General features: G+C 70.4%; 18 protein-coding genes and 4 tRNA genes. 11 read left to right on the top strand and 11 right to left on the bottom strand.

Annotated elements, in window-relative coordinates; genetic code table 11:
* Positions 1-117: 117 nt before the first annotated feature.
* From DEJ18_RS07270 to DEJ18_RS07260, 3 genes are read right to left on the bottom strand one after another with little or no spacing between them, the layout of a single operon-like run.
* Positions 118-1,596, bottom strand: a complete 1,479-nt coding sequence (locus DEJ18_RS07270) for an aldehyde dehydrogenase family protein (protein ID WP_111210159.1) — start codon at positions 1,594-1,596, stop codon at positions 118-120.
* Positions 1,597-1,641: 45 nt separating this feature from the next.
* Positions 1,642-2,508, bottom strand: a complete 867-nt coding sequence (locus tag DEJ18_RS07265; protein ID WP_284178562.1) for a PfkB family carbohydrate kinase — start codon at positions 2,506-2,508, stop codon at positions 1,642-1,644.
* 59 nt (positions 2,509-2,567) lie between these two features.
* Positions 2,568-3,710 (bottom strand): glutathione-independent formaldehyde dehydrogenase, encoded by a 1,143-nt coding sequence (locus DEJ18_RS07260; protein ID WP_111210401.1) that lies wholly within the window; start codon positions 3,708-3,710, stop codon positions 2,568-2,570.
* A gap of 602 nt (positions 3,711-4,312) precedes the next feature.
* Here DEJ18_RS07260 and DEJ18_RS07255 point away from each other — a divergent pair.
* Positions 4,313-5,437, top strand: a complete 1,125-nt coding sequence (locus tag DEJ18_RS07255) for a tyrosine-type recombinase/integrase (protein WP_111210161.1) — start codon at positions 4,313-4,315, stop codon at positions 5,435-5,437.
* A gap of 16 nt (positions 5,438-5,453) precedes the next feature.
* Here the strand turns inward: DEJ18_RS07255 and DEJ18_RS07250 are convergent, their stop codons facing one another.
* The gene (locus DEJ18_RS07250) at positions 5,454-5,609 is read right to left on the bottom strand and encodes a hypothetical protein (RefSeq protein ID WP_181434163.1); all 156 of its coding nucleotides are present in this window, start codon (positions 5,607-5,609) and stop codon (positions 5,454-5,456) included.
* 289 nt (positions 5,610-5,898) lie between these two features.
* On the opposite strand from DEJ18_RS07250, the gene DEJ18_RS15990 reads away from it, so the two are divergent.
* From DEJ18_RS15990 to DEJ18_RS07235, 4 genes are all read left to right on the top strand, one after another.
* Positions 5,899-6,138 (top strand): helix-turn-helix domain-containing protein, encoded by a 240-nt coding sequence (locus tag DEJ18_RS15990; RefSeq protein WP_502866262.1) that lies wholly within the window; start codon positions 5,899-5,901, stop codon positions 6,136-6,138.
* Between the two features lie 214 nt (positions 6,139-6,352).
* A complete protein-coding gene (locus DEJ18_RS07245; RefSeq protein ID WP_146241521.1) occupies positions 6,353-6,709 on the top strand; it encodes a hypothetical protein in 357 nt (118 codons plus the stop codon).
* A 493-nt stretch (positions 6,710-7,202) separates the two neighbouring features.
* Positions 7,203-7,490, top strand: a complete 288-nt coding sequence (locus DEJ18_RS07240; protein WP_146241522.1) for a hypothetical protein — start codon at positions 7,203-7,205, stop codon at positions 7,488-7,490.
* Between the two features lie 67 nt (positions 7,491-7,557).
* On the top strand, positions 7,558-8,262 hold the full coding sequence (locus DEJ18_RS07235) for a hypothetical protein (RefSeq protein ID WP_111210164.1): 705 nt from the start codon (positions 7,558-7,560) through the stop codon (positions 8,260-8,262).
* 99 nt (positions 8,263-8,361) lie between these two features.
* Here the strand turns inward: DEJ18_RS07235 and DEJ18_RS07230 are convergent, their stop codons facing one another.
* From DEJ18_RS07230 to DEJ18_RS07210, 5 genes are all read right to left on the bottom strand, one after another.
* Complete coding sequence (locus DEJ18_RS07230) at positions 8,362-9,423, bottom strand: toll/interleukin-1 receptor domain-containing protein (RefSeq protein ID WP_146241523.1); 1,062 nt, start codon at positions 9,421-9,423, stop codon at positions 8,362-8,364.
* A 203-nt stretch (positions 9,424-9,626) separates the two neighbouring features.
* Positions 9,627-10,439 carry a TIGR02391 family protein gene (locus tag DEJ18_RS07225; RefSeq protein WP_111210166.1) on the bottom strand — a complete coding sequence of 271 codons (813 nt, stop codon included), beginning with the start codon at positions 10,437-10,439 and terminating at the stop codon, positions 9,627-9,629.
* Between the two features lie 202 nt (positions 10,440-10,641).
* Positions 10,642-10,713: transfer RNA gene (locus DEJ18_RS07220), tRNA-Val, on the bottom strand.
* A 23-nt stretch (positions 10,714-10,736) separates the two neighbouring features.
* Positions 10,737-10,810, bottom strand: a tRNA-Cys gene (locus tag DEJ18_RS07215).
* Positions 10,811-10,897: 87 nt separating this feature from the next.
* A tRNA-Gly gene (locus tag DEJ18_RS07210) sits at positions 10,898-10,969 on the bottom strand.
* Positions 10,970-11,250: 281 nt separating this feature from the next.
* Here DEJ18_RS07210 and DEJ18_RS07205 point away from each other — a divergent pair.
* The 5 genes from DEJ18_RS07205 to DEJ18_RS07185 all read left to right on the top strand — a co-directional run bounded on the left by DEJ18_RS07205 (position 11,251) and on the right by DEJ18_RS07185 (position 17,544).
* Positions 11,251-11,323: transfer RNA gene (locus tag DEJ18_RS07205), tRNA-Val, on the top strand.
* Between the two features lie 98 nt (positions 11,324-11,421).
* On the top strand, positions 11,422-12,957 hold the full coding sequence (locus tag DEJ18_RS07200; RefSeq protein WP_111210167.1) for a DUF3375 family protein: 1,536 nt from the start codon (positions 11,422-11,424) through the stop codon (positions 12,955-12,957).
* Positions 12,954-13,787: a DUF4194 domain-containing protein gene (locus tag DEJ18_RS07195; protein WP_181434164.1), complete on the top strand. Its 834-nt coding sequence runs from the start codon at positions 12,954-12,956 to the stop codon at positions 13,785-13,787. Before DEJ18_RS07200 ends, DEJ18_RS07195 begins: the two co-directional genes overlap by 4 nt.
* Complete coding sequence (locus DEJ18_RS07190) at positions 13,784-17,149, top strand: ATP-binding protein (RefSeq protein WP_111210168.1); 3,366 nt, start codon at positions 13,784-13,786, stop codon at positions 17,147-17,149. Before DEJ18_RS07195 ends, DEJ18_RS07190 begins: the two co-directional genes overlap by 4 nt.
* 56 nt (positions 17,150-17,205) lie before the next feature.
* Entirely contained in the window at positions 17,206-17,544 is a 339-nt protein-coding gene (locus tag DEJ18_RS07185; protein ID WP_146241524.1) for a hypothetical protein, read from the top strand.
* A 243-nt stretch (positions 17,545-17,787) separates the two neighbouring features.
* Here the strand turns inward: DEJ18_RS07185 and DEJ18_RS07180 are convergent, their stop codons facing one another.
* Positions 17,788-19,251 carry a peptide MFS transporter gene (locus DEJ18_RS07180; RefSeq protein ID WP_111210169.1) on the bottom strand — a complete coding sequence of 488 codons (1,464 nt, stop codon included), beginning with the start codon at positions 19,249-19,251 and terminating at the stop codon, positions 17,788-17,790.
* Between the two features lie 231 nt (positions 19,252-19,482).
* Here DEJ18_RS07180 and DEJ18_RS07175 point away from each other — a divergent pair, with 231 nt between their 5' ends.
* Entirely contained in the window at positions 19,483-21,618 is a 2,136-nt protein-coding gene (locus tag DEJ18_RS07175; protein WP_111210170.1) for an acyl-CoA dehydrogenase family protein, read from the top strand.
* Between the two features lie 96 nt (positions 21,619-21,714).
* On the opposite strand, the gene csrA is transcribed toward DEJ18_RS07175, so the two are convergent.
* On the bottom strand, positions 21,715-21,966 hold the full coding sequence (gene csrA / locus DEJ18_RS07170) for a carbon storage regulator CsrA (RefSeq protein ID WP_111080142.1): 252 nt from the start codon (positions 21,964-21,966) through the stop codon (positions 21,715-21,717).

The following is a 21,966-nucleotide window of genomic DNA, read 5'->3' as shown; positions in this document are numbered from 1 at the left end:
GGCCCCGGATGCGCACCAGCCGGGCGCGGACCGTCGAGAGCGGGTCCGGACCCTCTGGTCTGGACCCGCTCTGTCGTCGGACGGGTGCTGCCCTCACGCGTGGGGGTGCGACGGTCGCTAGACGAGCGGGTAGTCCCGCGGCGTCCGCTGGACGGAGACCCAGTGCAGTCGGGTCAGCTCGTCGATGATCCAGTCGCCACGGAACCTGCCGAGGCCCGAGTTCTTCTCGCCCCCGAAGGGCGCGTTCGCCTCGTCCTCGTCGCTCGTGTCGTTGACGTGCGTCATGCCCGCGTCGATGCGCCGCGCGAACTCCGCTCCTCGGTCGAGGTCGGCGGTGAACACCGCGCTGGAGAGTCCGTACTCGGTGTCGTTGGCGATCCGGAGGGCGTCGTCCTCGTCGGCCGCGCGGATGATCGGCACGATCGGGCCGAACGACTCCTCGCGAGCGAGGGACATGTCCTGGGTGACGTCGACGAACACGTGCGGAGGGAGGACCCTTCCCTGCGGCTCCCCACCGAGCACCTGCCGGGCACCCTCGTCGTGCGCGGTGGCGATCTTCTGCCGCAGCGCGTCGAGCTGCGCGTCGTTGATGATCGGACCGATGAACGTCCCCGGGTCGTCGACGTCCCCGACACGCAGCGCGCCGACCCGTCGGACGAACGCCTCGACGAACGCCTCGTACACCGTGGTGTCGACCACGATCCTGTTCGTGCTCATGCACACCTGGCCCTGGTGGAGGAAGCGGCTGAACACGGCAGCCCGCGCGGCCTGCTCGACGTCGGCGTCGTCGAGCACGACGAACGGCGCGTTGCCCCCGAGTTCCAGTGCGACCCGCTTGATGTGGTCGCCACCGGTCGCCAGGGCACCGATGTGCTGGCCCACCGCCGTGGAACCGGTGAAGGACACGAGCTTCGGCACCTCGTGCTCCACCACGTAGTCCCCGATCTCACTGCCGGAACCCACCACGACGTTGAGGAGCCCTGCCGGCAGTCCCGCCTCCTCGAACACCTTCGCGAGCAGCAGTCCGCCGGTGACCGGGGTGTCGCTCGCCGGCTTCAGCACGACCGCGTTGCCGAGGGCGAGCGCTGGCGCCACGGAGCGCTGCGACAGCTGCAGGGGGAAGTTCCAGGGGCTGATCACACACACCACACCGAGCGGTTCACGGTAGGCGCGGTTCTCCTTGCCGGGGATGTCCGACCCGCGGATCTCCCCGTGCGCCCGGTACGGGAACGACGCTGCCTCCTGCGTGACCGCGCGTGCCGTTTCCCACTCGAACTCGGCCTTGAACCGGGTGCTCCCGGCCTCCTGCACGAGCCAGTCGACGATCTCGTCCTTGCGCGCGTCGAACACCTGGACGGCGCGCATCATGACCTGCGCGCGTTCGGCCGTCGTCGTCCGGGCCCACGCCACCTGGGCGCGGCGGGCTGCGTCGTACGCGGCGTCGACGTCGTCCTGGGACGCCAGGGAGATCTCCACGATCGTCTCGCCGGTCCACGGGTCGATGTCCTGCCCAGTGCGGTCGGACGATCCGGGGCGCCACCTCCCGTCGATCGCCAGCTGGTCGAAGCCGCTGTACCGTCCGTCATCGTTGCTCATGTCGTTCCCTTCGTCGGTGGTCGGTGGTCGGTGGTCGGTCGTCGGTCACGTCGCCCGTCCTTCGAGCGCTGGCCGGCCGCCGAGATGCGCAACCGTGCTGGCAGCGGCGCGTGCAGCTGCTCGAGCGGCGTCACCGGGTGCAGCGCCGTGGGCGAGGGCGGCGACGAGCCCCGCCAGGAACGCGTCTCCCCCGCCCGTCGGGTCGACGACGTGGGTGTCCCCGTACGGGAGGAACAGCGTCCCCGTGCCCCAGTCGACGAGGTCGCCCTCGCCCGGCACGGTGACGGCGGCGATGGACGGGCCCCGGCTGAGCAGGTACCGCGTCGTGTCGGCGGCGTCGCCCCGGTCGCGCACGGCGGACCCGGTCCAGGCGGCCGCCTCGACGGCGTCGGCGCGGACGAGGTCGGCCGCGGCCAGCAGGGCGACGCCGTCGGTTCCCGCAGCCCCGTCGAGCACGATCCGGGCCCCGGCGTCGGCAGCGAACCGTGCTGCCACCGACAGGGCGTCCGCAGGCTGTTGCAGCTGCAGGGAGACCGCGGCGGCGCCCGCGAACAGCGGCGCGGCCCGTTCGACGTCCGCGGGGTCGAGGAGCGCGTCCGTGGGCACGTCCTCCAGGAGACGCCGCCCGTCCTCGCCCGTGACGTCCACCAACAGCGCGGTCTTGCCGCGACGCGCGACACCCGACACGTCCAGGCCCTCGGCCGCTGCCTCGCGCAGCACGTCCTGCCCCGCGTGGTCGGTGCCGACCACGCCGACGATCGCCACGGCGAGCCCGAGCTGGTGCAGTCCGAGCGCCTGGTTGGCGCCCTTCCCACCGAGCCGCTCGATGCGCCGCCCGATGCGCGTGCTCCCGCCCGGCTCGGGCACACGCCCGACGTCGAGCACGAGGTCCCGGGCGACCTGGCCGACCACGACGGCTCGGCGAGGTCGGTCCAGGCCACCGCTCCGGGGTGCGGGTGGCACCGTCCGCGTCATGCGCCCTGCGGGTGGAGGAGGACCTTCGTCCAGCCGTCTTCGCGCTTGTCGAAGTGGTCGTACGCGTCCGGCGCCTCGTCGAGGGAGACCTCGTGCGAGACGATGTCGCCCGGGTTCGCGACGCCGCGGATGATGAGGTCGCGCAGGTGCTCGTTGTAGCGCTTGACGGGGCACTGGCCGGTACCGAAGGACAGGCCCTTCGTCCACGCGGTGCCCCAGTCGAACGCGGGTCGGCCCTGCTTCGCGTCCTCGGTCGGGCCCTTCGGGTCCTCGGGCTCGAACACGCCGACGACGCCGATGCGCCCCGTCGCGCGGACGACCTGCACGAGGCCGTCGAGCGTCATCGCGGGGTCCTCCTTGCCGGTGTGGTCGTGGGCCTGGTAGCCGACCGCTTCCACACCGCAGTCGACGCCGAACCCGTCGGTGCCGTCCGTGATCGCCTGCACCGGGTCGGTGGTGCTCGAGTCGATCGCGGTGGCGCCGTAGTGCTCGGCGAGCTTCAGGCGGTCCGGCTGGCTGTCGACGACGAAGACCTGTGAGGCGCCGCGGATCCGGGCGCTCAGCGCTGCCATCAGCCCGACGGGGCCGGCGCCGTAGATCGCGACGGTGTTCCCGGGCTGTACGCCGGCGAGTTCGGTGCCGTGGTACCCGGTGGGGAAGATGTCCGAGAGCATGGTGAAGTCCTTCTCGTGCTCGTCGCCCTCGGGGAGCTTGAGCAGGTTGAAGTCGCCCCACGGGACCCGCAGGTACTCGGCCTGGCCGCCCCAGTACGGCCCCATCATCGGGTAGCCGAACCCGGCTCCGGGGGTGCCCGACGGGTTGGCGCGCAGACACGCGGAGGTGAAGCCCTCGTTGCAGTTCCGGCAGGTGCCGCAGGCCAGGTTGAACGGCACCGAGACCCGGTCGCCGACGCTGATCCGGTTGATGCCGCTGCCGACCTCGACGACGACGCCCATGTTCTCGTGCCCGAGCACCATGCCGGACTCGAAGTCGACGCGGCCCTCGTAGGGGTGCAGGTCGGAGCCGCAGATGTTCGCGGTGGTGATCTTGACGATGACGTCGAGCGGTGACTCGATCTTCGGGTCGTCGACGTTCTCGACCTGGACGTCGAACGGGCCCTTGTAGACGACTGCCTTCATGATGCTCCTGTTGGTGAGGCCGGACGAGGTGATCCCCACGCGGTCCGGCTCGTTCGCGTGTTGCAGTCACCCAACGCCCTGGGCAGATGCGCGAGCTCCCAGACTGGACAGGACCCCGTCAGTGCCGTCCGCTGCGTCGCAGGGCGCATCGCTGGCGACGGGAAAGGCTCACGGTGGCGATCATCGACGGCACCAACAGGATCTCCGCCGTGACGCTCCACGAACCCGAGAGGTCCCCGATCCGGTTGAGCACCCGAGGTGCTCGGCCCTCGACGCTCACGCAGGCCGGAAGTACCTGGAGCTCGACAGACGGCCGGCTCGATGCCTGCCGGATCCGCGAAGTGCCAGACGCGTGCCGAGCACCCAGCAGGCGCCAGCCTCCGGGAACGACGAAAGCCCCCGGTGTCCCGGGGGCTTTCGTGGTGGTGGGCGATACTGGGATCGAACCAGGCTCGCCCGGTACCGCCACTCCCCCGCCATTGAGCTAATCTGCCGCGCCAGCACTGGGATCGGAGCGTATCGCCACCTACCCACTGTTACCCTCTAGAGGACACCGTGGGACAGGAGATATCCCACGCTGTCCCACGAATAGGACGGGGACCATGGCGCGACCGAAGGCACGCAAGACACGGGAGTCGTGGGGGCAACTCGACCGGCTGCCCAGCGGTCGATTCCGAGCGCGGTACGTCGGACCGGACGGCGAGCGGCACGCGGCGCCCACCACGTTCGACAACATGACGGACGCCCGGGGCTGGCTCGCTCAGCAGCGCTCCCGGGTGGTTGCGGGCGATTGGCGCCCACCGCGTGCGGCACTGCAAGCCCACGAGTCGCTGGAGGCGTACGCGCGGGCGTGGATCTCGACCAGGACCGGACGAGATGGTGCGCCGTTGCGCGAGCGTACGAGGGTCGAGTACGAGCGGCTGCTGGCCGGGCCTCTGGAGCCGCTGCTGGCTGCCCCCGTCGCGCAGGTCACCCCGGTCATGGTGCGCACCTGGTACGCGGGGCTCACGGCCTCGGGCAAGTTGACCCAGGCTGCCCGTGCGTATGGACTGCTGCGGGCCATCTTGCAGACGGCGACCAGTGACGGCATCCTGACCGCCAACCCAGCGCAGGTCCGGGGTGCACAGAACGCGACGACGGGGCGCAAGGTCGAGCCGCCCACGTTGGAGGAACTGCGCACGATCGTGAAGCACATGCCCGATCACCTGCGGCTCGCCGTGCTCATCGCCGCTTGGGGCGGTCTGCGCTACGGCGAACTGACCGAACTGCGTCGATCGGACGTCACGCTAACCGACTCGACCGTGCTCGTGAGCGTGTCCCGAGCCGTCGTGCACACGGCCGGCCGTTTCAGGGTGGGCCTGCCCAAGTCAGCGGCGGGTGTCCGCGTCGTCGCGCTGCCGCCCACTGCCCGCTCAGCCGTGATCGGTCACCTCAACGACCGGGTGGGACCTGACGCGGGCGCGCTGCTGTTCCCGTCCCGGAGCGGCACACACCTCGCGCAGTCCACGTTCGCTCGGTCCTGGTACCCGGCACGAGAGGCGGCGGGCCGCTCGGATATGCCCTGGCACGCGCTGCGTCACTTCGCTGGCACTCGCTACGCCCAAACGGGAGCGACGCTGCGCGAGATCCAGGCACGCCTGGGTCACTCCACGGTCGCTGCTGCGATGCGCTACCAAGCCGTGACCGGGCGCGATGCCGAGTTGGCCGCGCGGATGGCTGACGAGTAGAGGTGCGGCGCCGGACTCAGCCGCTCCGTCGTGCCTCGCGGTCCTCGGCCAACGCAGCGCGGATCTCGTCGCCAATGGCCTGACTCATCGCCTTGACCATGGCCTGATCACGCACGCTCAGGCTGGCGTAGTGGTTGAGCGGCTTGCGTTCGTTGCGGTCGCGGAGTCCCATATGCAGGACAGTAGCGGCCCCAACTGTTCTACGTCGATACCAGGGGCGGCTACTCACGGCTGTGCCGGCAGGGTATCGCCCATCAGTGACATTTTCAGCAGGGTTTAGTGGGACTCAACGGGAATGGGTAGAGCCGCACTCAACAATGCGCCGAGAACGTGGAGCACTATCGCCGTCGATGTCCGTCTGTGGTATGTTCATCAGTAGTTGGGAATCGGCCGGGAGCCCCCGACTAGACCGAAATCGCTGACGGCGGGAACCTCGGACGTAGGTCGTTCATCATCGAGCAGTGCCGTGTCATCGCGCTGCTCTCCGAGCGACTTCACCGGAGGACTCCGTGAGTACACCGACGACCCCAGACCTGTCCATTGCTGACGCAGCAGCGCAGATGGGCGTGGACTATAAGACGATCCGACGTTGGGTGTCGAGCGGCCGTCTGGCCGCCTACCGCTACGGACCTCGACTGGTCCGAATTCGCCAGGCCGACCTTGACGCCCTTGGCACGCCGCTCGGGCCGGGTGGTCGCTGATGGGGGCGCTGCTCACTTGGGCGGCCGTCCCATGGCTACTGCTCTTGCTCTACTGGGTAACGGGCGCCTGGCTCGCCCCACGGGGAATAGAGCGAGCCAGGCCAGTCGCCGAGATCCGAAGCCATCACCAAGAGGCAGATTCGCAGCAGGTTCAGTATAGCGACCTACTGCCGGAATCGACCGGTTCGGAATGCGCACCGTGGGCGCGCGGCTAGTGGGCGAGGCATTCGCGTTCGCCACTCAGGCGGAACTGACGCACTCCGAGGCGCGGCTTTTGGCTTACATGGCATTGACGGCTCTCGACACCCCAAACCCAGAGCGTGGCGTCCCAGCCCGCCGCTATTTCGGCGGTCGCGAAGATGCCGCCTATGGGCTCGGCAAGATAGTGCCGCCAGAGCCTGACGATGGCGCCGGCGATGCCGCAGAGATCCAACGCCAGCGACGCAACATCTTCGAGTCGGTGAACACCGCAACCCGAGTACTGGTGTCCAAGGGCGCCCTGCGAGTCGTGACCTTCGGCCGAGAGGGTCGCCGGTCCGAGTACGAACTGACGATGCGAGTGCGCTCATGAGGCACGACGGTCGGATGGCAAACAGGAAAATCCTGTCGTCACAACAGGAAAATCCTGTCGTCACAACTGGAAAATCCTGTCACGGCTACAGGAAAAACCCCACCCCAAGGAACCACCAGGAACCACCAGGAACTACGGCAGGAAGAACATCACCTGACCCGACCACCTCACCAGGGCCTGTGGACAGATTTTCGAGGTGGGGCGTCGAGATCTCGTACGGGACGGCGCACGTCCGGGTGCGGGAGGCACGAGGCCGGGCAAGCGAACACGAGTGCATCGACTGTGGTCGCCAGGCGGAGCAGTGGTCCTACCGCGGTGACTCGGCCCACGAACTCCAGGGATGGAACCAGCCCAGGGCTCCGCACTCCTGGATGACCTACGGGCCGCACCCGGAGGACTACGACCCACGGTGCCGGCTGTGCCACGGAGCGTTCGACAGTGAGCGTCGGTGGCAGGCCCGAGCCGATGCCAGCAGCCGGTCAGAGGTGTTCGCATGACCCATCACGGACCAGTCACGCCGCCCGACGGGCGCACAACATCGTCAGCGCGGCCCCCTGCGCCGGTTTCAGCGGCTTTGGTCGCGGATCTGACTGCCGAACACCAGGACGAGATCCTGGCCGCTCAGAGGGCCGAGGACGCCGCCGAGGGCAAGCGGGCCAGAGCCCTGGCCCGCTACGAGAAGACGCTGGCGAAGGCGACGACCCGCCCGCAGATGCAGCGGGCGCTCGATCGGCTGCTGACCGACCTGGAGCGCGCCGGTGGCAACCGACCCATCGGCTGACCGCATGGCTCACCAGACCAGCACCACCAACTCACCAACGGGCACCAGCCCAGACAGGAGCACCACCATGATCGAGAACGCTGCACCCACGCCCGACACCACCCCGCACGCCGACGCTCAGGTGGCACGAGACGCCGCTGCCCAGGCCGCCGTCAACATGCGCAACGACGATCTGACGCCCGACGCACTCGACCGAGCGCGAGCCACCGCCATCCGCACGGCCGACGCCACGCACGCCGAGGCCGCTGCTGCCGCTCGTGCAGCCCGGGACGACCTCACCGGACCGAGCCGCAGCGACGTGCTCGCCGGCCGTGCCCCGGCGAACGCCGACCAGGTGGCGGTGGCCACGATCCAGCGAGCCCAGGTGCAGGCGCTGCTCGACCACGGCCGGACCATCCTCGACGTCATCGACGCAGCCGACGAGAACCGGGTGACTGCGCTGCTGTCGATGGTCGAGACCCTGCCCGACGTGCTGAGCGCCACCGAACCTGAGGCCGTGGCCGCCGAACTCCAGGACCGGCTGTTCGATCGGCTCGTGGCACACGGCGCAGCGGACGCCGTGGCCGCACACCAGAACGAGGCCGCCCTGGCGCCGCTCGCTGCCTGGGCTGCTGTGCTCAGCGAAAGCGAGAACGGCGGCGAGGTGACGTCCGGCGCACGCTCCGCTCTGTTCCGAGCGGATGAGCCGGGCTACCACCGGGTGTTTGCGTCCGACGCGGCGTACGCCCTTGACTCGCAGGCCATCGCCCGCCTGCGGTCCAGTCAGCTGTAGCGGCTCACGCTAACCACATCGAACCGCCCTCGGAGTAGGCCCGGGGGCGGTTCGATGCGCCTAGATGGGATCAGCCGGATCAGTCGGCACACGCGCCCGTCATATCTGAGCTTTGCCGAAGCGGTCGAGGGCGGCTTGATGGCGCGACGAGACCTCCTCGGTGATGTCAAAGGCGATCGTGAGCTGCATTGAGACCGTTTCGCCGCGGTCCAACGTCTCGGTCAGTACGTCCATGCGGTTCTGTAGGTCGATGATGAACTCACGCACGGCTTCAACGGGCTGCGCCGCGTATTCGGCGGCCGCCCGCAGAACGGCCCGGCCCTCGTCCGTCGGGGTCGAGGCAGAGCGAAGCCTGTAAGCCCAAGCCAACAACTCGTCGAAGATCAGCAACATTCGTCCGGCCAGATGCTCGATAAGGTCCGCATCGCCAGGTTCGCCCGGCGCACCCATCGCCGCGTCCTGAGCCGGACCGAGCAACAGACTCTCGAAGGTCTCAGTGATGCTGAGGATGCGCGCCATCTCGGAATTGACGTAGTTAGGGAGGGCGTCGGTGGAAATGAACTCGCCGCCCAGAGCGAAGCGCATCACGTGGTCGTTGTAAGCCGACCGACGCTGTTCCAGCCCGGCACTGAGCCAGTAGCTGAACGCGATGTACTCCCAAGCGCGCGGACGCTCGCCCAGGAGTATTGCCGCTTCTGCTGGTGACCGTGGAACTCGACCGTTGAAACGACGTTCGCCGTCGGCTCGTGATGCCCCGACCTTCGCCTGCACGGCCTTCGCGACTCCAGCTGGTCCCTCGGCCAGACCATCGAGGTAAGCCACTGTGCTTCGCACTCCAGGCAGTGTCGTCGAATCGAGGCGGACGGGCAGCAGGTAGGGCGTCGGGCTCTCGATGGCCCTCACCAAAACGCTCCGCCGCTCGTGGCGAGTCCAAGCCTTTGCTGCGTAGTGGGCCGAGACGAACATGACTGCGTAGCGCGCACGTCGCTCGTACACGTCAGCGAAGAACTCCGTGAGGTCTTCGCCCCACATCTCGACCTTGGCGTCCTCGTCGTAGAACACCGTCATCCCGGTCGCCTTGACCAGCTTCACGACCTCATCGACGAACTCCCGGTCCTCCCCCGCGAACGTCACAGCGATGTCGAAATCATGGTCGGTCATGGTGCCCCCTCGGGTCGTCGTCTTCTCAGAGTAGAGGGTCACTCAACAGCCCGGCCCCGCGCATGTCTTCGCATCCAACGCGATGTACGCCCGCGATTCGCGGGCCAACGCTCGCCCGCGCTTCGTGGCGATCCGACCACCAAGCCTGAGACCCGAACGGCCCCCAGAGATCTCACCGCTGCGGGCCGTTCGGCATGCTGGCGCTAGACCTCTTCGATCACGCAGGTCTCCAGCCACCTGGCGACGAGGCTGAGGACCGCCAGCCGCTCCGACGCCTCTACCAGCGTCCACTGCCCGGTCTCATGCGCTGCGGCATTGCGGATGGTCATCTGCACGCCAGCCGTGATGCTCCGCAGGCCCTCGTTCATGGAGCGCACGGTGCGGTCGGTCGGGTTGCCCGGCCAGCGCAGCCGCGGCTTGCCGGTCTCGGGCGGTCGCTCGGAGAACGTCTCCTGCCAGAGCGCGGTCTCCGCGATGCCGTTGCGTCCGGTGCGGGCCTTCAACTGCCCCACCAGAGCCTCGGCTGCCCCTGCCACCGCCTGGCGGTAATGCCCGTCGCGCCACATGGCCCGGGCGGCGCCCCACACCAACGGGTGCATCGCCTCAGCGCTCACAGACGGCACCGCGTTCGCCTCTGCCTCCGCGATGTGCACTTCGAGGCGTCCGAGCATCTGCCCGCACGCCGACAAGATGTTCTCGGGCTCCAGGACGGGCTTCGGGCCGAGGATGGTTGACCACGCCGCTACTGGATCGACCACACCCATGCCCTGCACCTCGTAGCGCGTTCCTGTGATGGCGACCGCAGCAACAGCACGGCCAGATGCGATCTCCACGCGACGTTGCGAGGCGGCGTACTCCGCGTCGGCTACGCCCTCCCGCCTGTAGACGGCAGGCAAGACCCCGCGGGCGAAGGTGTTCGGGTCGTGCATCGTCAGGAACTCGCGCAAGGCTGCCTCGAACTCGGCAACCGCATCGACCAGGGCGCGAAGGTAGGCGGGAGAGTGCTTCTTGCTCATGCCGGCAGGGTGCCACAAAGCGCCGCCACCGAACCGACCAGTCGATTGCCAAAAATGCGCGCGCGCTCGTGCGCGTACGCGAGGGCGCCTTGCTCAGCGGCAACCGCCACGCGGGCGCCTCTTTCGCAGGCCGTTCTCCCACGTATGTCCCACGGCCTCCGCAGGCAACAAGAAAACCCCCGGTGAAACCGGGGGTTTTGTGTGGGCGATACTGGGATCGAACCAGTGACCTCTTCCGTGTCAGGGAAGCGCGCTACCGCTGCGCCAATCGCCCAGATGAGTTCCGCCGGAGCGGACTGGAGGTGGGGACGGGATTCGAACCCGCGTGGACGGCTTTGCAGGCCGCTGCCTCGCCTCTCGGCCACCCCACCATCAAGGTCCACGTCTGGCGTGAGTACCCGATCGGTGGGATACCTCTTCTGGAGAGTTGCTGTCTTCCGGAGAAGACAGGCACCTCGAGCGGATGACGAGATTCGAACTCGCGACCCTCACCTTGGCAAGGTGATGCGCTACCACTGCGCCACATCCGCATGACGTGACCGGAGTCACATCGCTTTCGTCCGACCCGCTCTCGCGGCGACTCGTAAACTGTACCGATACCCCGCCGTTTCTCCAAAACCGTTCTCGTTCACCGGGCGTGTCCCCCGTGTTCACGCGGATCGGCGGGGTCTGGGCGGGCACTACGGCCGGATGGGACGACATCCCCACGCGCCTCCCGGTCGGACCCGAGCAGCGCGACGCGCGCGACGACCCACACGTGTTCGGAGCACGGCCCGACATCCGCTACTATCGATCCGCACGCAAGTGCAGGGGGCGATTGGCGCAGTTGGTAGCGCGCTTCGTTCACACCGAAGAGGTCATCAGTTCGAGTCTGGTATCGCCCACGTGCCCATCACGGGCAAGCAAGACCACCCGAAGAGCCCGACGCAACCGCGTCGGGCTCTTCGCATCCCACGACCCGTACGACCGCAGCAAGGGCAGCATGACCGACGTCGACCTCGAGTTCGCCAGGGTCCGCCAGGTGCTCGACCGGCCGACGCTCCGACTGATGTCGCGTCCGACGAGCGCCGCCGTGGTCACGGTCTTCCGCACGGTGTTCGACCGTGACGTGCAGTACGTCCCCGCCGACCGCATGCACCTGCAGGTCGAGGAACACGTCGCCCGCCTGCAGGCCACGGGCGCCCGGGTGCCCGCGGGCGACTCCCCCACCGGAGACGTCCCGGCGGGCGAGGCGCCACGTCCGAACGGCCGGTCGCTCTGCCGCGAGTGGGTCGCGGCACAGTGGCTGGTGCGCTCGAACTCGCCGGACGGCGACGAGCAGTACAGCCTGACGAGCCACGCCCTCGAAGCCCTGAGCCTCATCGACGCGCTGTCCGCCGAACGGGCCCTCATCAGCGAGAGCCGCCTCGCGATGATCGTCGACGCCGTGCACCGCTGGGCCGCGCGCGCCGAGCCGGACCGGGAGACCCAGGTCCGTCGGCTCGACGCGCAGATCGCGGAACTGCAGGCCGAGCGTGCGCGTCTGGCCAGCGGGGACGAGGTCGTCACCGTCGACGCCGACCGCATGCGGGACGGCTACGCGAACATCACCGACCTCATCCGGCAGTTGCCGAGCGACTTCAAGCGGGTCGAGGAGGCGGTCGCGACCATGCACCGCGAGATCGTCGAGGACTTCCGGCGGGAGGTGCGCCCGATCGGCGAGATCCTCGACGGCTACCTCGCCCGGACCGACAACCTCATGGAGTCGACACCGGAGGGCCGGGCCTTCCAGGGCGCGTTCGAACTCCTCCGCGACGACGCCCTGCTCCTCCGGCTCCGGGACGACATCACCACGATCCTCGAGCACCCCTTCGCCGGCTCCCTCAGCGCGTCCGAGCGACGGACCTTCCGCGGGACGGTCGGCATCCTGCGGCAGGGCATCGAGGACGTCCTCGCCCAGCGCCGGATGCTCACCGCCACGCTCCGCGACCAGATCGTGGCCCACGACGTCGTGCGGGACCGCGAGCTCGACGCCGTGCTCCGCTCGGTGAACCGCGGCCTGGCGGCGTGGATGGAGGTCGGTTCCGCCCGCGACCGCGTGCCGCTCGGACTCCTGCCACCGTCGGCGGCCGTCGGCACCCTGCGGGAGAAGTTCTACGACCCGGACGCCGAGTCCGTGCCACCGCCGATCGAGGAGCCGGACGACGACGTCTTCGAGGAGATCGACGTCGAGTCCCTCCGCCGGCACGGCGGGCCGCTCCTCGCCGAGCTCCGGCACGTCCTGGCGGGCGGGTCGGCAGCGACGAGCGTGGATGCGTTCCACGAACTGCCCACCGAGCAGCGCCGCCCCGTCGAGCTCTTCGGCCTGGCGCACCTGCTCACCGGGCACGACGACTTCGAATCGGGCACCGCCTCCGCGCCGCACCGCACGGTCCGACCCGACGGCGAACCCGTCACCTTCCAGATGCCGACCGCCGCGCTCCCCCGCGGCGGCGGCACGACCCACCCCGACGACGAACCCGGCCAGGAGGCACGGTGAGCGACACGACGCCAGTACCCGTCCACGACGAGGTCGCGTTCGAGGACGCGTTCGGAGCCTCCGGCGTGTCCTCAGGGGGCCACGGCGAGGCGACCGTCGACGAGCCGGTGCGCGACGAGAGCACCTTCGCGCTGTTCGAGGGTGACGAGGGCCGACTCGACGAGCCGCAGCGCCGCGCCCTGGTCGCCCTCCTCCGGCACCCGTACGTGAGCGCACGGACCCACGTGGACGAGTGGCGCGCGGTCCTCGACGCCGAGCACCAGCTCCGGTCCCGGCTCAACGACCTGTTCCTGGAGCTGCACGTCGACCGTGACCGCGAGGTGGCCTTCAAACGCCAGGCGCGCTCCGAGAGCACCCGGCGCGGGTTCCCGACCCTGCTCCGGGACGCCCCGTACACCCGCGAGGAGACGATCGTCCTCGTCTACCTGCGCATGCGCCTGCGGGCAGACGGCCGACCAGGCCCCGACCAGGTCGTCGTGGACCGGTCCGAGATCCTGGGACACGTGTCCGGCTTCCGGCCTGCGACCGCGACCGACCGCACGCGGGACGAGGCCCGGGTCGCCAAGGCGATCGAGCGCCTCGTCACGGCACGGGTGCTGCTGAAGACCAGCGACCCGGACCGCTTCCGGGTCGCGAGCGTCGTCGAGGTCCTGCTCCCGTTGGAGCGCCTCGTCGAGCTCGACACCTGGCTGCGGACCGCGGCCACCGGCGGCGGCGGTGAGCCGACGGACGGCGACGGGGCGGGCCTCCCGGCCACCTCGGACGCCGAGGACGGCGACGACACCGAGCCCGGGACAGCGGGCGACGACACCGAGGAGGACCGCGCGTGAGCACCGTCGACATCGACACCACGGGCATCCCCGCCCTGTTCGACACCGTCGCGCAGTGGCGCGCCGAGTCGATGCAGGTGGTCAACTGGGGTGGCTTCCAGGGGCATCGTCAGGTCGAGCTCTCCGGGACGGCGACCCTCATCTCCGGCGCGTCCGGGACGGGCAAGTCGACGTTGATGGACGCGTACCTCGCGGTGATGATGCCGTCCGACGTGCCGTTCAACGGCGCCTCGAACGACGCGACCACGGGCCGCGCGCGCAGCGCCGACCAACGCAACCTGCTCACCTACCTGCGCGGCAAGGTCGACACCCGGCGCGATCCGGAGACCGGGGCGCTCAAGGACGTCACGCTCCGCGGCGACGAGCAGACGACCTGGGGCGCGGTCGCGGTCACCTTCCGGAACGACGACGAGCGGCGCTTCACCGTCCTCCGCGCCTACATCGTGCCGCGGCGTGCCCGGGGCGTGGCGGACATCCAGATGACCATGGCGACCGTCGACGACGTCTTCGACCTGCGCCGGCTCGAGGACTTCGTGCCGTCGCGGTTCGCGCACCTCGAGCTCACCGGTCGGATCCCGGGGCTCGTGATCCGCGACACCTACCAGGAGCTGGCGTACACGCTGCAGACCCGGCTGGGCATCGGCGACTCGGGTGGCGGCAACCGCGCGATGCGCCTGCTCGCCCGGATCCAGGCCGGACAGCACATGCCGACGGTCGACGCCCTCTACAAGTCGCTCGTGCTCGAGACCCCTGGCACGTACGAAGCGGCCGACCGTGCCCTCGCGCACTTCGCGGCCCTCGACGAGGCGTACGAGGCGATGGACACCGAGGAGCGCAAGGTCCGCATCCTCTCCCCCGTCACCGCGCTGCACGACGAGATCGAACGCTCCCGTGCCGCAGCAGCCGCGCTGGACGGCATCGCCACGGGCGCCGACGTCTCACCGTTCGCGCACTGGACGGCGTCGCGGAAGCGGGAGCTGCTCGACCTCGAGGTCGAACGGAACACCCGGGAGCGCACCGCCACGCGCGCCGAGGTCGAGGCCGCGTCGGCCCGGCACGCCGCGGTGGAGGTCGAGCTCCGCGACGCCGAGGCCCGACTCCGCGACTCCGGCGGCAACGCGCTCGCCCAGCTCGAGGACCGCATCGACCGCGGGACCCGGGAGCGTGCCGCCGTCGCCCGCGCCCGCGAGGTCTTCGACGAGCGCACCGCACCCCTCGGCGAACCGTCGACGACCGAGGCGGAGTTCGCCGAGGCCCAGCGCGCGAGCCACGAGTTCCTCGGCACGTACGCGGCGCGCCGCGACGAACTCGACGGCCGCCGGGACGCCCTGACCCGCGAGGAGTACCCGCTCCTCGACCGTGAGCGGACCCTGCGCCAGGAGCGCCGGTCGCTCGAGCACCGCCAGGGCGCGATGCCGCTGCCGATGCACGAGGCCCGCGTCGCGATGGCCCGGGCCGCCGGTCTCGACCCCGCGGACGTGCCGTTCGTCGCCGAGCTGCTCGACGTCCTGCCGGCCGAGGAGCAGTGGCGCACGGCGATCGAGTCCGTGCTCGCGCCCGTGGTCCGGACGTTGCTCGTCGACGAGGACCGACTCGACGACTTCAGCGCCGCGATCGACTCGCTGCGCCTGCCGGTGCGGGTGCAGTTCGAGGGCGTCCCGATGGGCCCGCACCTCGACCTGCCGGGTGACAGCTCGATGGTGTCCGGCAAGCTCGCGATCAAGCCGTCGCCCTTCAGCACCTGGGTCCGGGAGCGCATCGAGTCCGACCGGATCGACGCCCGCTGCGTCAGCGACGCCACCGACCTCGGTGGTGGCGGTCGGCGCGTCACCGTCGCCGGGCAGCTCCGGGACGGCCGTCGCGGTGCGCACGGCGACCGCCGTCAGGCGAACGTCATCGGGTTCACGAACGAGTCCCGCGTCCGCTCCGTCGAGACCGAGCTCGCCGAGATCGCCGCGGACCTCACCGCCCTGGAGGCCCGCCGCACCGACATCGCGCAGGACCTGGCCGCCCTCGACGCGCTCCGCACGGCGCACCAGCACCGGGTCGACGTCACCTGGGACGCCGTCGACGTGGCGGGCGCCGACGCAGCGCTCGCCCGTCTCGAGGACGAACGGCAGGCACTGCTCGCCGCCGACGACGGGCTGCGGACGCTCCGCGAATCCGTGGCACGCCTGCGCGCCGCCCTCGACGAGGCCGCCGACCGCCGCTCCGCCGCCCGCCTCGGCGTCAAGCGCCTGGAGGAACGACACGGGGTGCTCGTCGACGGCCAGGACGCCGCCGCCGAGATCCTCGAGCGGTTCGCTGACGCACCGGAACGCCTGCCCGACGAGCAGCAGGAGCGCCTGCTCGCCGAGGCGTTCGACGAGGTCGGGGCGCCCGACGGCGTGGACGGCTTCGACGACGCGACCAAGCGCCTCCGCCGGCGGCTCGAGGAGCGGCTGTCGCAGGCCCTCGACGGTGCAGCGACCGCGTCGGTGGCGCTGACCACGACGTTCGAGCGCTACCAGGACGCCTGGCCGGACCCGAACCTCGGCACCGGGGTGGCGTCGTACCCGGACTACCGGGCGATCCTCGACCAGATCGTCGCCACGGGCCTGCACGCCCGACGCAGTGAGTGGCGTCGACGGCTGTCGCAGTGGAGCGGTGAGGACCTCGTCCCGCTCTCCGGTGCGTTCGACCGCGCCGTCGTCGAGATCGAGGAGCGGCTCGAGCCGGTCAACGAGATCCTCCGAGACCTGCCGTTCGGTGCGAACCGGGACCGTCTGAAGATCGTCATCCGCCGCGTCACCCGTGAGGACGTCACGCAGTTCCGCAAGGAGCTCCGCGCGCTGTCGGCGTCGGTGGACGCCGAGCTGACCGACGACGTGCTCGAGACGCGCTTCCGGCGGCTGCGGCGGTTCATGGCGGTCATCCGCCCCGATCCCGGAGCCCCGCGAGGCCGGACCACCCAGCGTGACGCCGTGCTGGACGTCCGCCGCCACATGGAGATCACCGCCGTGCGGTACGACGTCGAGGGCAACGACCTGGGGGTGTACTCGTCACTCGGGGACAAGTCCGGCGGTGAGACGCAGGAGCTCGTGGCGTTCATCGTCGGCGCCGCCCTGCGCTACCAGCTCGGCGACGAGACCCGTCCCCGGCCCCGGTTCGCGCCGGTGTTCCTCGACGAGGCGTTCATCAAGGCGGACTCGGAGTTCGCCGGCCGCGCGGTGACGGCCTGGCTGCGGCTCGGGTTCCAGCTCGTGGTGAGCGCACCGCTCGACAAGGTCACCGCACTCGAGCCGTCGATGGAGCGGCTGCTGTCGATGCGGAAGCACCCGGACACGGGGTACTCGTCGGTGACGGAGATCCGCCGGGTCTGAGGGAGTGGGGCCGGGCGACGGGGGCCGTTCCGGGCCGGCGACGGTAGGGTCGTCGCGTGTTCGGACGTCGTGAGCCCCGCCCCACTCCCCCTGACGCCACCGCGGCGTCGGACCTCCCCGTGCTCGGCATCGGTGCCGTCGTCCGGGTCGTGCCGTCGGTCCGGGGTGAGCAGTGGGCCGACGAGCCGATCGGTCTCGTCGTCGCGCCGGGCGGCGCCCAGCTGGCCGGGTACGCGGGCGCCGGTGTGCGGGTGGCCTGGGTGGTCGAGTTCGACGAGCCGGCGTACACGACGGACGGCCGCGGCCCGTTCGAGCGCGCGACCGTCCAGAGTCGTCAGTTGGTGCCGGTCCCGATGGAGCACGATCCCGCGTCGGTGGACGCCGGAGTGTCCTGACCGCCCGGTGCCGCCCGGAGGCCGGTGGCGTCCGGGGTCCGGTACCGCCGAGGGCTCAGTACTCTTCCGAGCCGGCCTTCATCATGGCGGCGGCCGCCATGCAGGTGCCCACCCCACCGATGACGCCGATGCCGATGATGATGCCTGCGATGAGCTCGAGCATGGGGTGACTCCTCGTGATCCGGGGCCGGTGTGGCTGGGCCTGGGGTGGCCGGGTCCAGGGTACCGGACGACGGGTGCCGACTAGCGGATGCCGCGCATGAGGCGGAGCACCGGACGGGCGACGGCGAGCAGCACGACCCCGACCACGACGGCGGCGAGTCCGAGCACCGTGAAGTACGGCGCCTCGTCCTCCGGGTCGTAGAAGGCGGACAGCACACCGGTCATCGCGGTGCCGAGCGACACCGACAGGAAGAACAGCGCCACCATCTGCGTCTGGAACTTCGGTGGCGCGAGCTTGGTCGCCACGGACTGCCCGGTCGGCGAGAGCAGCAGCTCCGCGAGCGTGAACACCAGCAGGATGCCCACGAGCGCGATCACCGGGGTGCCGTTCTCGCCGGTGCCGGTGAACGGCAGGAAGAGCAGGAACGCGACGCCCATGATGCCGGTGCCGAGCGCGAACTTCGTCGGGGTGGACGGCTGGCGGTCCCCGAGCCGGGTCCAGAGCGCCGCGAAGACGCCGGAGAGCAGGATGATCATGATCGGGTTGATCGACTGCACCCACGACACCGGCATCTCGAACCCGAACAGGTCGCGGTCGAGGCGCTGGTCGGCGTAGACCGTGACGACGGTGAACTGCTGCTGGTACAGCGACCAGAACACCGCGCTGCCGACGAACAGCGGGATGAACGCGAACACGCGGGACCGCTCGTCCGGGGTCAGCCCGCTGCCGAGGATGACGACGAAGTAGCCGACCGTCGCGACGACCACCACGACGACGACCACGAGCGGGAGGGTCGAGACCGTCAGGAGGCCCGTGAGGACGGCGACCGCGACGACGGCGAGCCCGACGACCGCGAGCACCGCGACGAGCGGGTAGCGGGAGCGCGGCAGCGGGTTCGCGACGTGCTGCACGGCCTCGGGCAGGTTGCGCCGGCGGACGGCGTACTGCACGAGGCCGGCCGCCATCCCGACCGCGGCGAGGCCGAAGCCGAAGTGGAACCCGAGCGCCGACTGCAGCAGTCCGGTGAGGATCGGCCCGGCGAACGCGCCGAGGTTGACGCCCAGGTAGTACAGCGAGAAGCCGGCGTCCCGCCGCGGGTCCTCGGGGGCGTACAGCGACCCGACGATCGTCGTCGCCGTGGCCTTGAGTCCGCCCGAGCCGAGCGCGATGAGCACGAGGCCGACCCCGACCCCGGCGACCCCCGGGACGAGGGCCAGCGCGATGTGCCCGATCATGACCACGACCGCGCTGCCGAACAGGGTCCGGTCGGCCCCGATCAACCGGTCGGCGGTCCAGGCCCCGAGGATCGTGAAGAGGTACACCGAGCCGCCGTACGCGCCCATGATGCCCGTCGCGACACCCTCGTCGATGCCGAGCCCGCCGCGGGTGAGCGAGTAGTACATGTAGATGAGGACGATGCCCTGCATCCCGTAGAACGAGAAGCGCTCCCAGAGCTCGACGGCGAACGGTGTCGACAGCTCGAACGGTTGCCCGAAGAAGGTCCGTCCGGTGCGCTGCTGCTTCGGTCCGGTGGTGCTCGACATGTCAACCAGTGTGACGCCCGTACCGGCGCGGCACACAATCGTCGCGCGGGTCGCACCGGAGGCGGGCGTCGGATGTTGGAGGGTTCCCACCATCGGAGGGAGGCGCCACCGGGTCGCGCTTGTGGTCCGGCACGGCTGTCATGCCTTCCGCAACACCGGTGCCTACGCTGGACCGGTCGGACCGCCGTGGCAGTGACGCGGTCCGCGACCGTGCAGTTCAGGAGGCACCCGATGGTCGAGACCGCACCAGTCCGCAGCAGCAGCTCCACAGCCGGCAGCGGCGTCCGCACCAGCACGGGTGGCGTCAGCGCTCCGAAGGCCGACGCCACCGGTGACACCGCGGCCGGGACGCCCACGGGCGGGACCGACACCGACGTCCGCATCGACGTCGACCTGCTCGCCGAGCACCTGCTCGGTCGTTGGGCGGAGGACCGCCGCACCTCGCGTCGCCTGGTCCGCGACCCGGCTCTGCACAAGATCGAGGGCCAGCCCCTCGCCGAACACCGGGCGCGCACGCTGGAGCAGCTCCGGCTCCTCGTCGACGCCGGAGCGATCCAGCGCCCGTACCCGCCGGAGTTCGGCGGTCAGGACAACCACGGCGGGAACCTCGCGGCGTTCGAGGAGCTCACCGTCGCCGATCCCTCGCTGCAGATCAAGGCCGGTGTGCAGTGGGGCCTGTTCGGTTCCGCGGTGCACCACCTCGGCACCGAGCGGAACCACCGGGAGTTCCTGCCCGGCATCATCGCCTTCGACGTGCCCGGCTGCTTCGCGATGACCGAGACCGGCCACGGCTCGGACGTCCAGAACATCGCCACGAGCGCGACCTACGACCCGGAGACGCAGGAGTTCGTCGTGCACACGCCGTTCCGCGGTGCGTGGAAGGACTACATCGGCAACGCGGCCCTGCACGGCAAGGCCGCCGTCGTGTTCGCGAAGCTCGTCACCCAGGGCGTCGACCACGGCGTGCACGCCTTCTACGTCCCGCTCCGCGACGACACGGGCGCGTTCCTGCCCGGCGTCGGCGGCGAGGACGACGGCGTCAAGGGCGGCCTCAACGGCATCGACAACGGGCGGCTCTGGTTCGACCACGTCCGCGTGCCCCGCACGAACCTGCTCAACCGGTACGGCGACGTCGCCGAGGACGGCACGTACTCCTCGCCGATCGACTCCCCCGGACGTCGGTTCTTCACCATGCTCGGCACCCTCGTGCAGGGCCGCGTGTCCCTCGACGGCGCGGCGGTCGTGGCCCAGAAGATCGGCCTGCAGATCGCGCTGACGTACGCGATGGAGCGCCGCCAGTTCCCGACCGGTGACGGCCACGAGGGCGTCCTGCTCGACTACGGACGGCACCAGCGACGGCTCATCCCGCGCCTGGCCACCGTGTTCGCGCAGTCCTTCGCGCACGAGAAGCTCCTGCAGACGTTCGACGACGTGTTCAGCGGCCGACAGGACACCCCGGAGCGCCGCGAGGACCTCGAGACCCAGGCGGCGGCGTTCAAGGCGATGTCGACCTGGTCGGCGCTCGACACCCTGCAGGAGTGTCGGGAGGCGACCGGCGGCGCGGGGTTCCTCGCCGAGAACCGGATCACGGGCCTCCGGGCCGACCTCGACGTCTACGTGACCTTCGAGGGCGACAACACCGTGCTCCTCCAGCTCGTCGGCAAGCGTCTGCTCACCGACTTCCGCAAGGCCGCGCCGCGGGACGCTGCGTCGACGGCGAAGTTCGTCGCCGCCCAGGTCGGGTCGAAGTTGGCGGACGCGACGGGTCTGCGTCGTCTGGGCCAGACCGTCGCGGACCGCGGGTCGCTCGCAGCCTCGGTCGCGGACCTGCAGGACCCGGCGACGCAGCGCTCCCTGCTCGTCGGACGGGTCGAGACGATGGTCACCGAGATCGGCATGCGCCTGCGCACCGCCGGCAAGGACCGTGCCCGCGCCGCGGTGCTGCTCAACCGCTCGCAGCACGAGCTCATCGAGGCGTCGAAGGCACATGCCGAGCTGATGCAGTGGGAGGCGTTCACCGAGGCGATCGACGACGTGCCGCCGGGCGACACCCGCACGGTGCTCGTCTGGCTCCGCGACCTGTTCGCGCTCGGGCTCATCGAGGAGCACCTCGACTGGCACCTGCTGCACGGGCGGATCTCGGCGCAGCGCGCGCGTGCCGTCTCGGCGTACGTCGACCGCCTCGTCGCACGGCTCCGTCCGGTGGTCCCGCAGCTCGTCGCGTCCTTCGGCTACGAACCCGCCCACGTCCGCTCGCCCATCGCGAGCGGTGCGGAGCAGGCCCGGCAGGACGAGGCCCGCGCCTGGTACGAGGCCGAGCGCGCCGCCGGACGGCTGCCCGAGCAGGAGAAGAAGCCGCGCCCGTAGGCACCGCGCAGCGGCCGCGACCGTCCTCCGGTCATCGCGTCCCGTCGCCCTGACGGGGCGCGACGAGCGTCGTGGGGCCGGGTGACGGGACCCGCGTCAGCCCGCGGCGGGCGGTCGCGAGGCGCCGAGCGCTGCGCGGAGCCGGGCCTCGGCGTCGTCGTCGGCCCCGGCGGCAGCGGCGACGTTCGCCTCGGCCACGGCTCGGACGACCTCTTCGCGCTGGATCTTCACACCGCGGGGAGCGTCGATGCCGATCCGCACGCCGTCCCCGCGCGAGTCGAGCACCGTGATGACGATGTCGTCACCGATGAGGATCCGCTCGCCGACCTTGCGCGTGAGTACCAGCAC

Origin of the sequence: Curtobacterium sp. MCSS17_015, assembly GCF_003234265.2 — a bacterium.
Classification (GTDB): domain Bacteria; phylum Actinomycetota; class Actinomycetes; order Actinomycetales; family Microbacteriaceae; genus Curtobacterium.
Note: the sequence above shows the minus strand (reverse complement) of the source record. Positions and strands in the feature narration are given on the sequence as shown.

Coding starts and splice junctions, on each gene's coding strand:
- DEJ18_RS07270 (WP_111210159.1), bottom strand. CDS start 1,596: ATGAGCAACGATGACGGACGGTACAGCGGCTTCGACCAGCTGGCGATC.
- DEJ18_RS07260 (WP_111210401.1), bottom strand. CDS start 3,710: ATGAAGGCAGTCGTCTACAAGGGCCCGTTCGACGTCCAGGTCGAGAAC.
- DEJ18_RS07255 (WP_111210161.1), top strand. CDS start 4,313: ATGGCGCGACCGAAGGCACGCAAGACACGGGAGTCGTGGGGGCAACTC.
- DEJ18_RS07250 (WP_181434163.1), bottom strand. CDS start 5,609: ATGGGACTCCGCGACCGCAACGAACGCAAGCCGCTCAACCACTACGCC.
- DEJ18_RS07240 (WP_146241522.1), top strand. CDS start 7,203: ATGACCCATCACGGACCAGTCACGCCGCCCGACGGGCGCACAACATCG.
- DEJ18_RS07235 (WP_111210164.1), top strand. CDS start 7,558: ATGATCGAGAACGCTGCACCCACGCCCGACACCACCCCGCACGCCGAC.
- DEJ18_RS07230 (WP_146241523.1), bottom strand. CDS start 9,423: ATGACCGACCATGATTTCGACATCGCTGTGACGTTCGCGGGGGAGGAC.
- DEJ18_RS07225 (WP_111210166.1), bottom strand. CDS start 10,439: ATGAGCAAGAAGCACTCTCCCGCCTACCTTCGCGCCCTGGTCGATGCG.
- DEJ18_RS07200 (WP_111210167.1), top strand. CDS start 11,422: ATGACCGACGTCGACCTCGAGTTCGCCAGGGTCCGCCAGGTGCTCGAC.
- DEJ18_RS07180 (WP_111210169.1), bottom strand. CDS start 19,251: ATGTCGAGCACCACCGGACCGAAGCAGCAGCGCACCGGACGGACCTTC.
- DEJ18_RS07175 (WP_111210170.1), top strand. CDS start 19,483: ATGGTCGAGACCGCACCAGTCCGCAGCAGCAGCTCCACAGCCGGCAGC.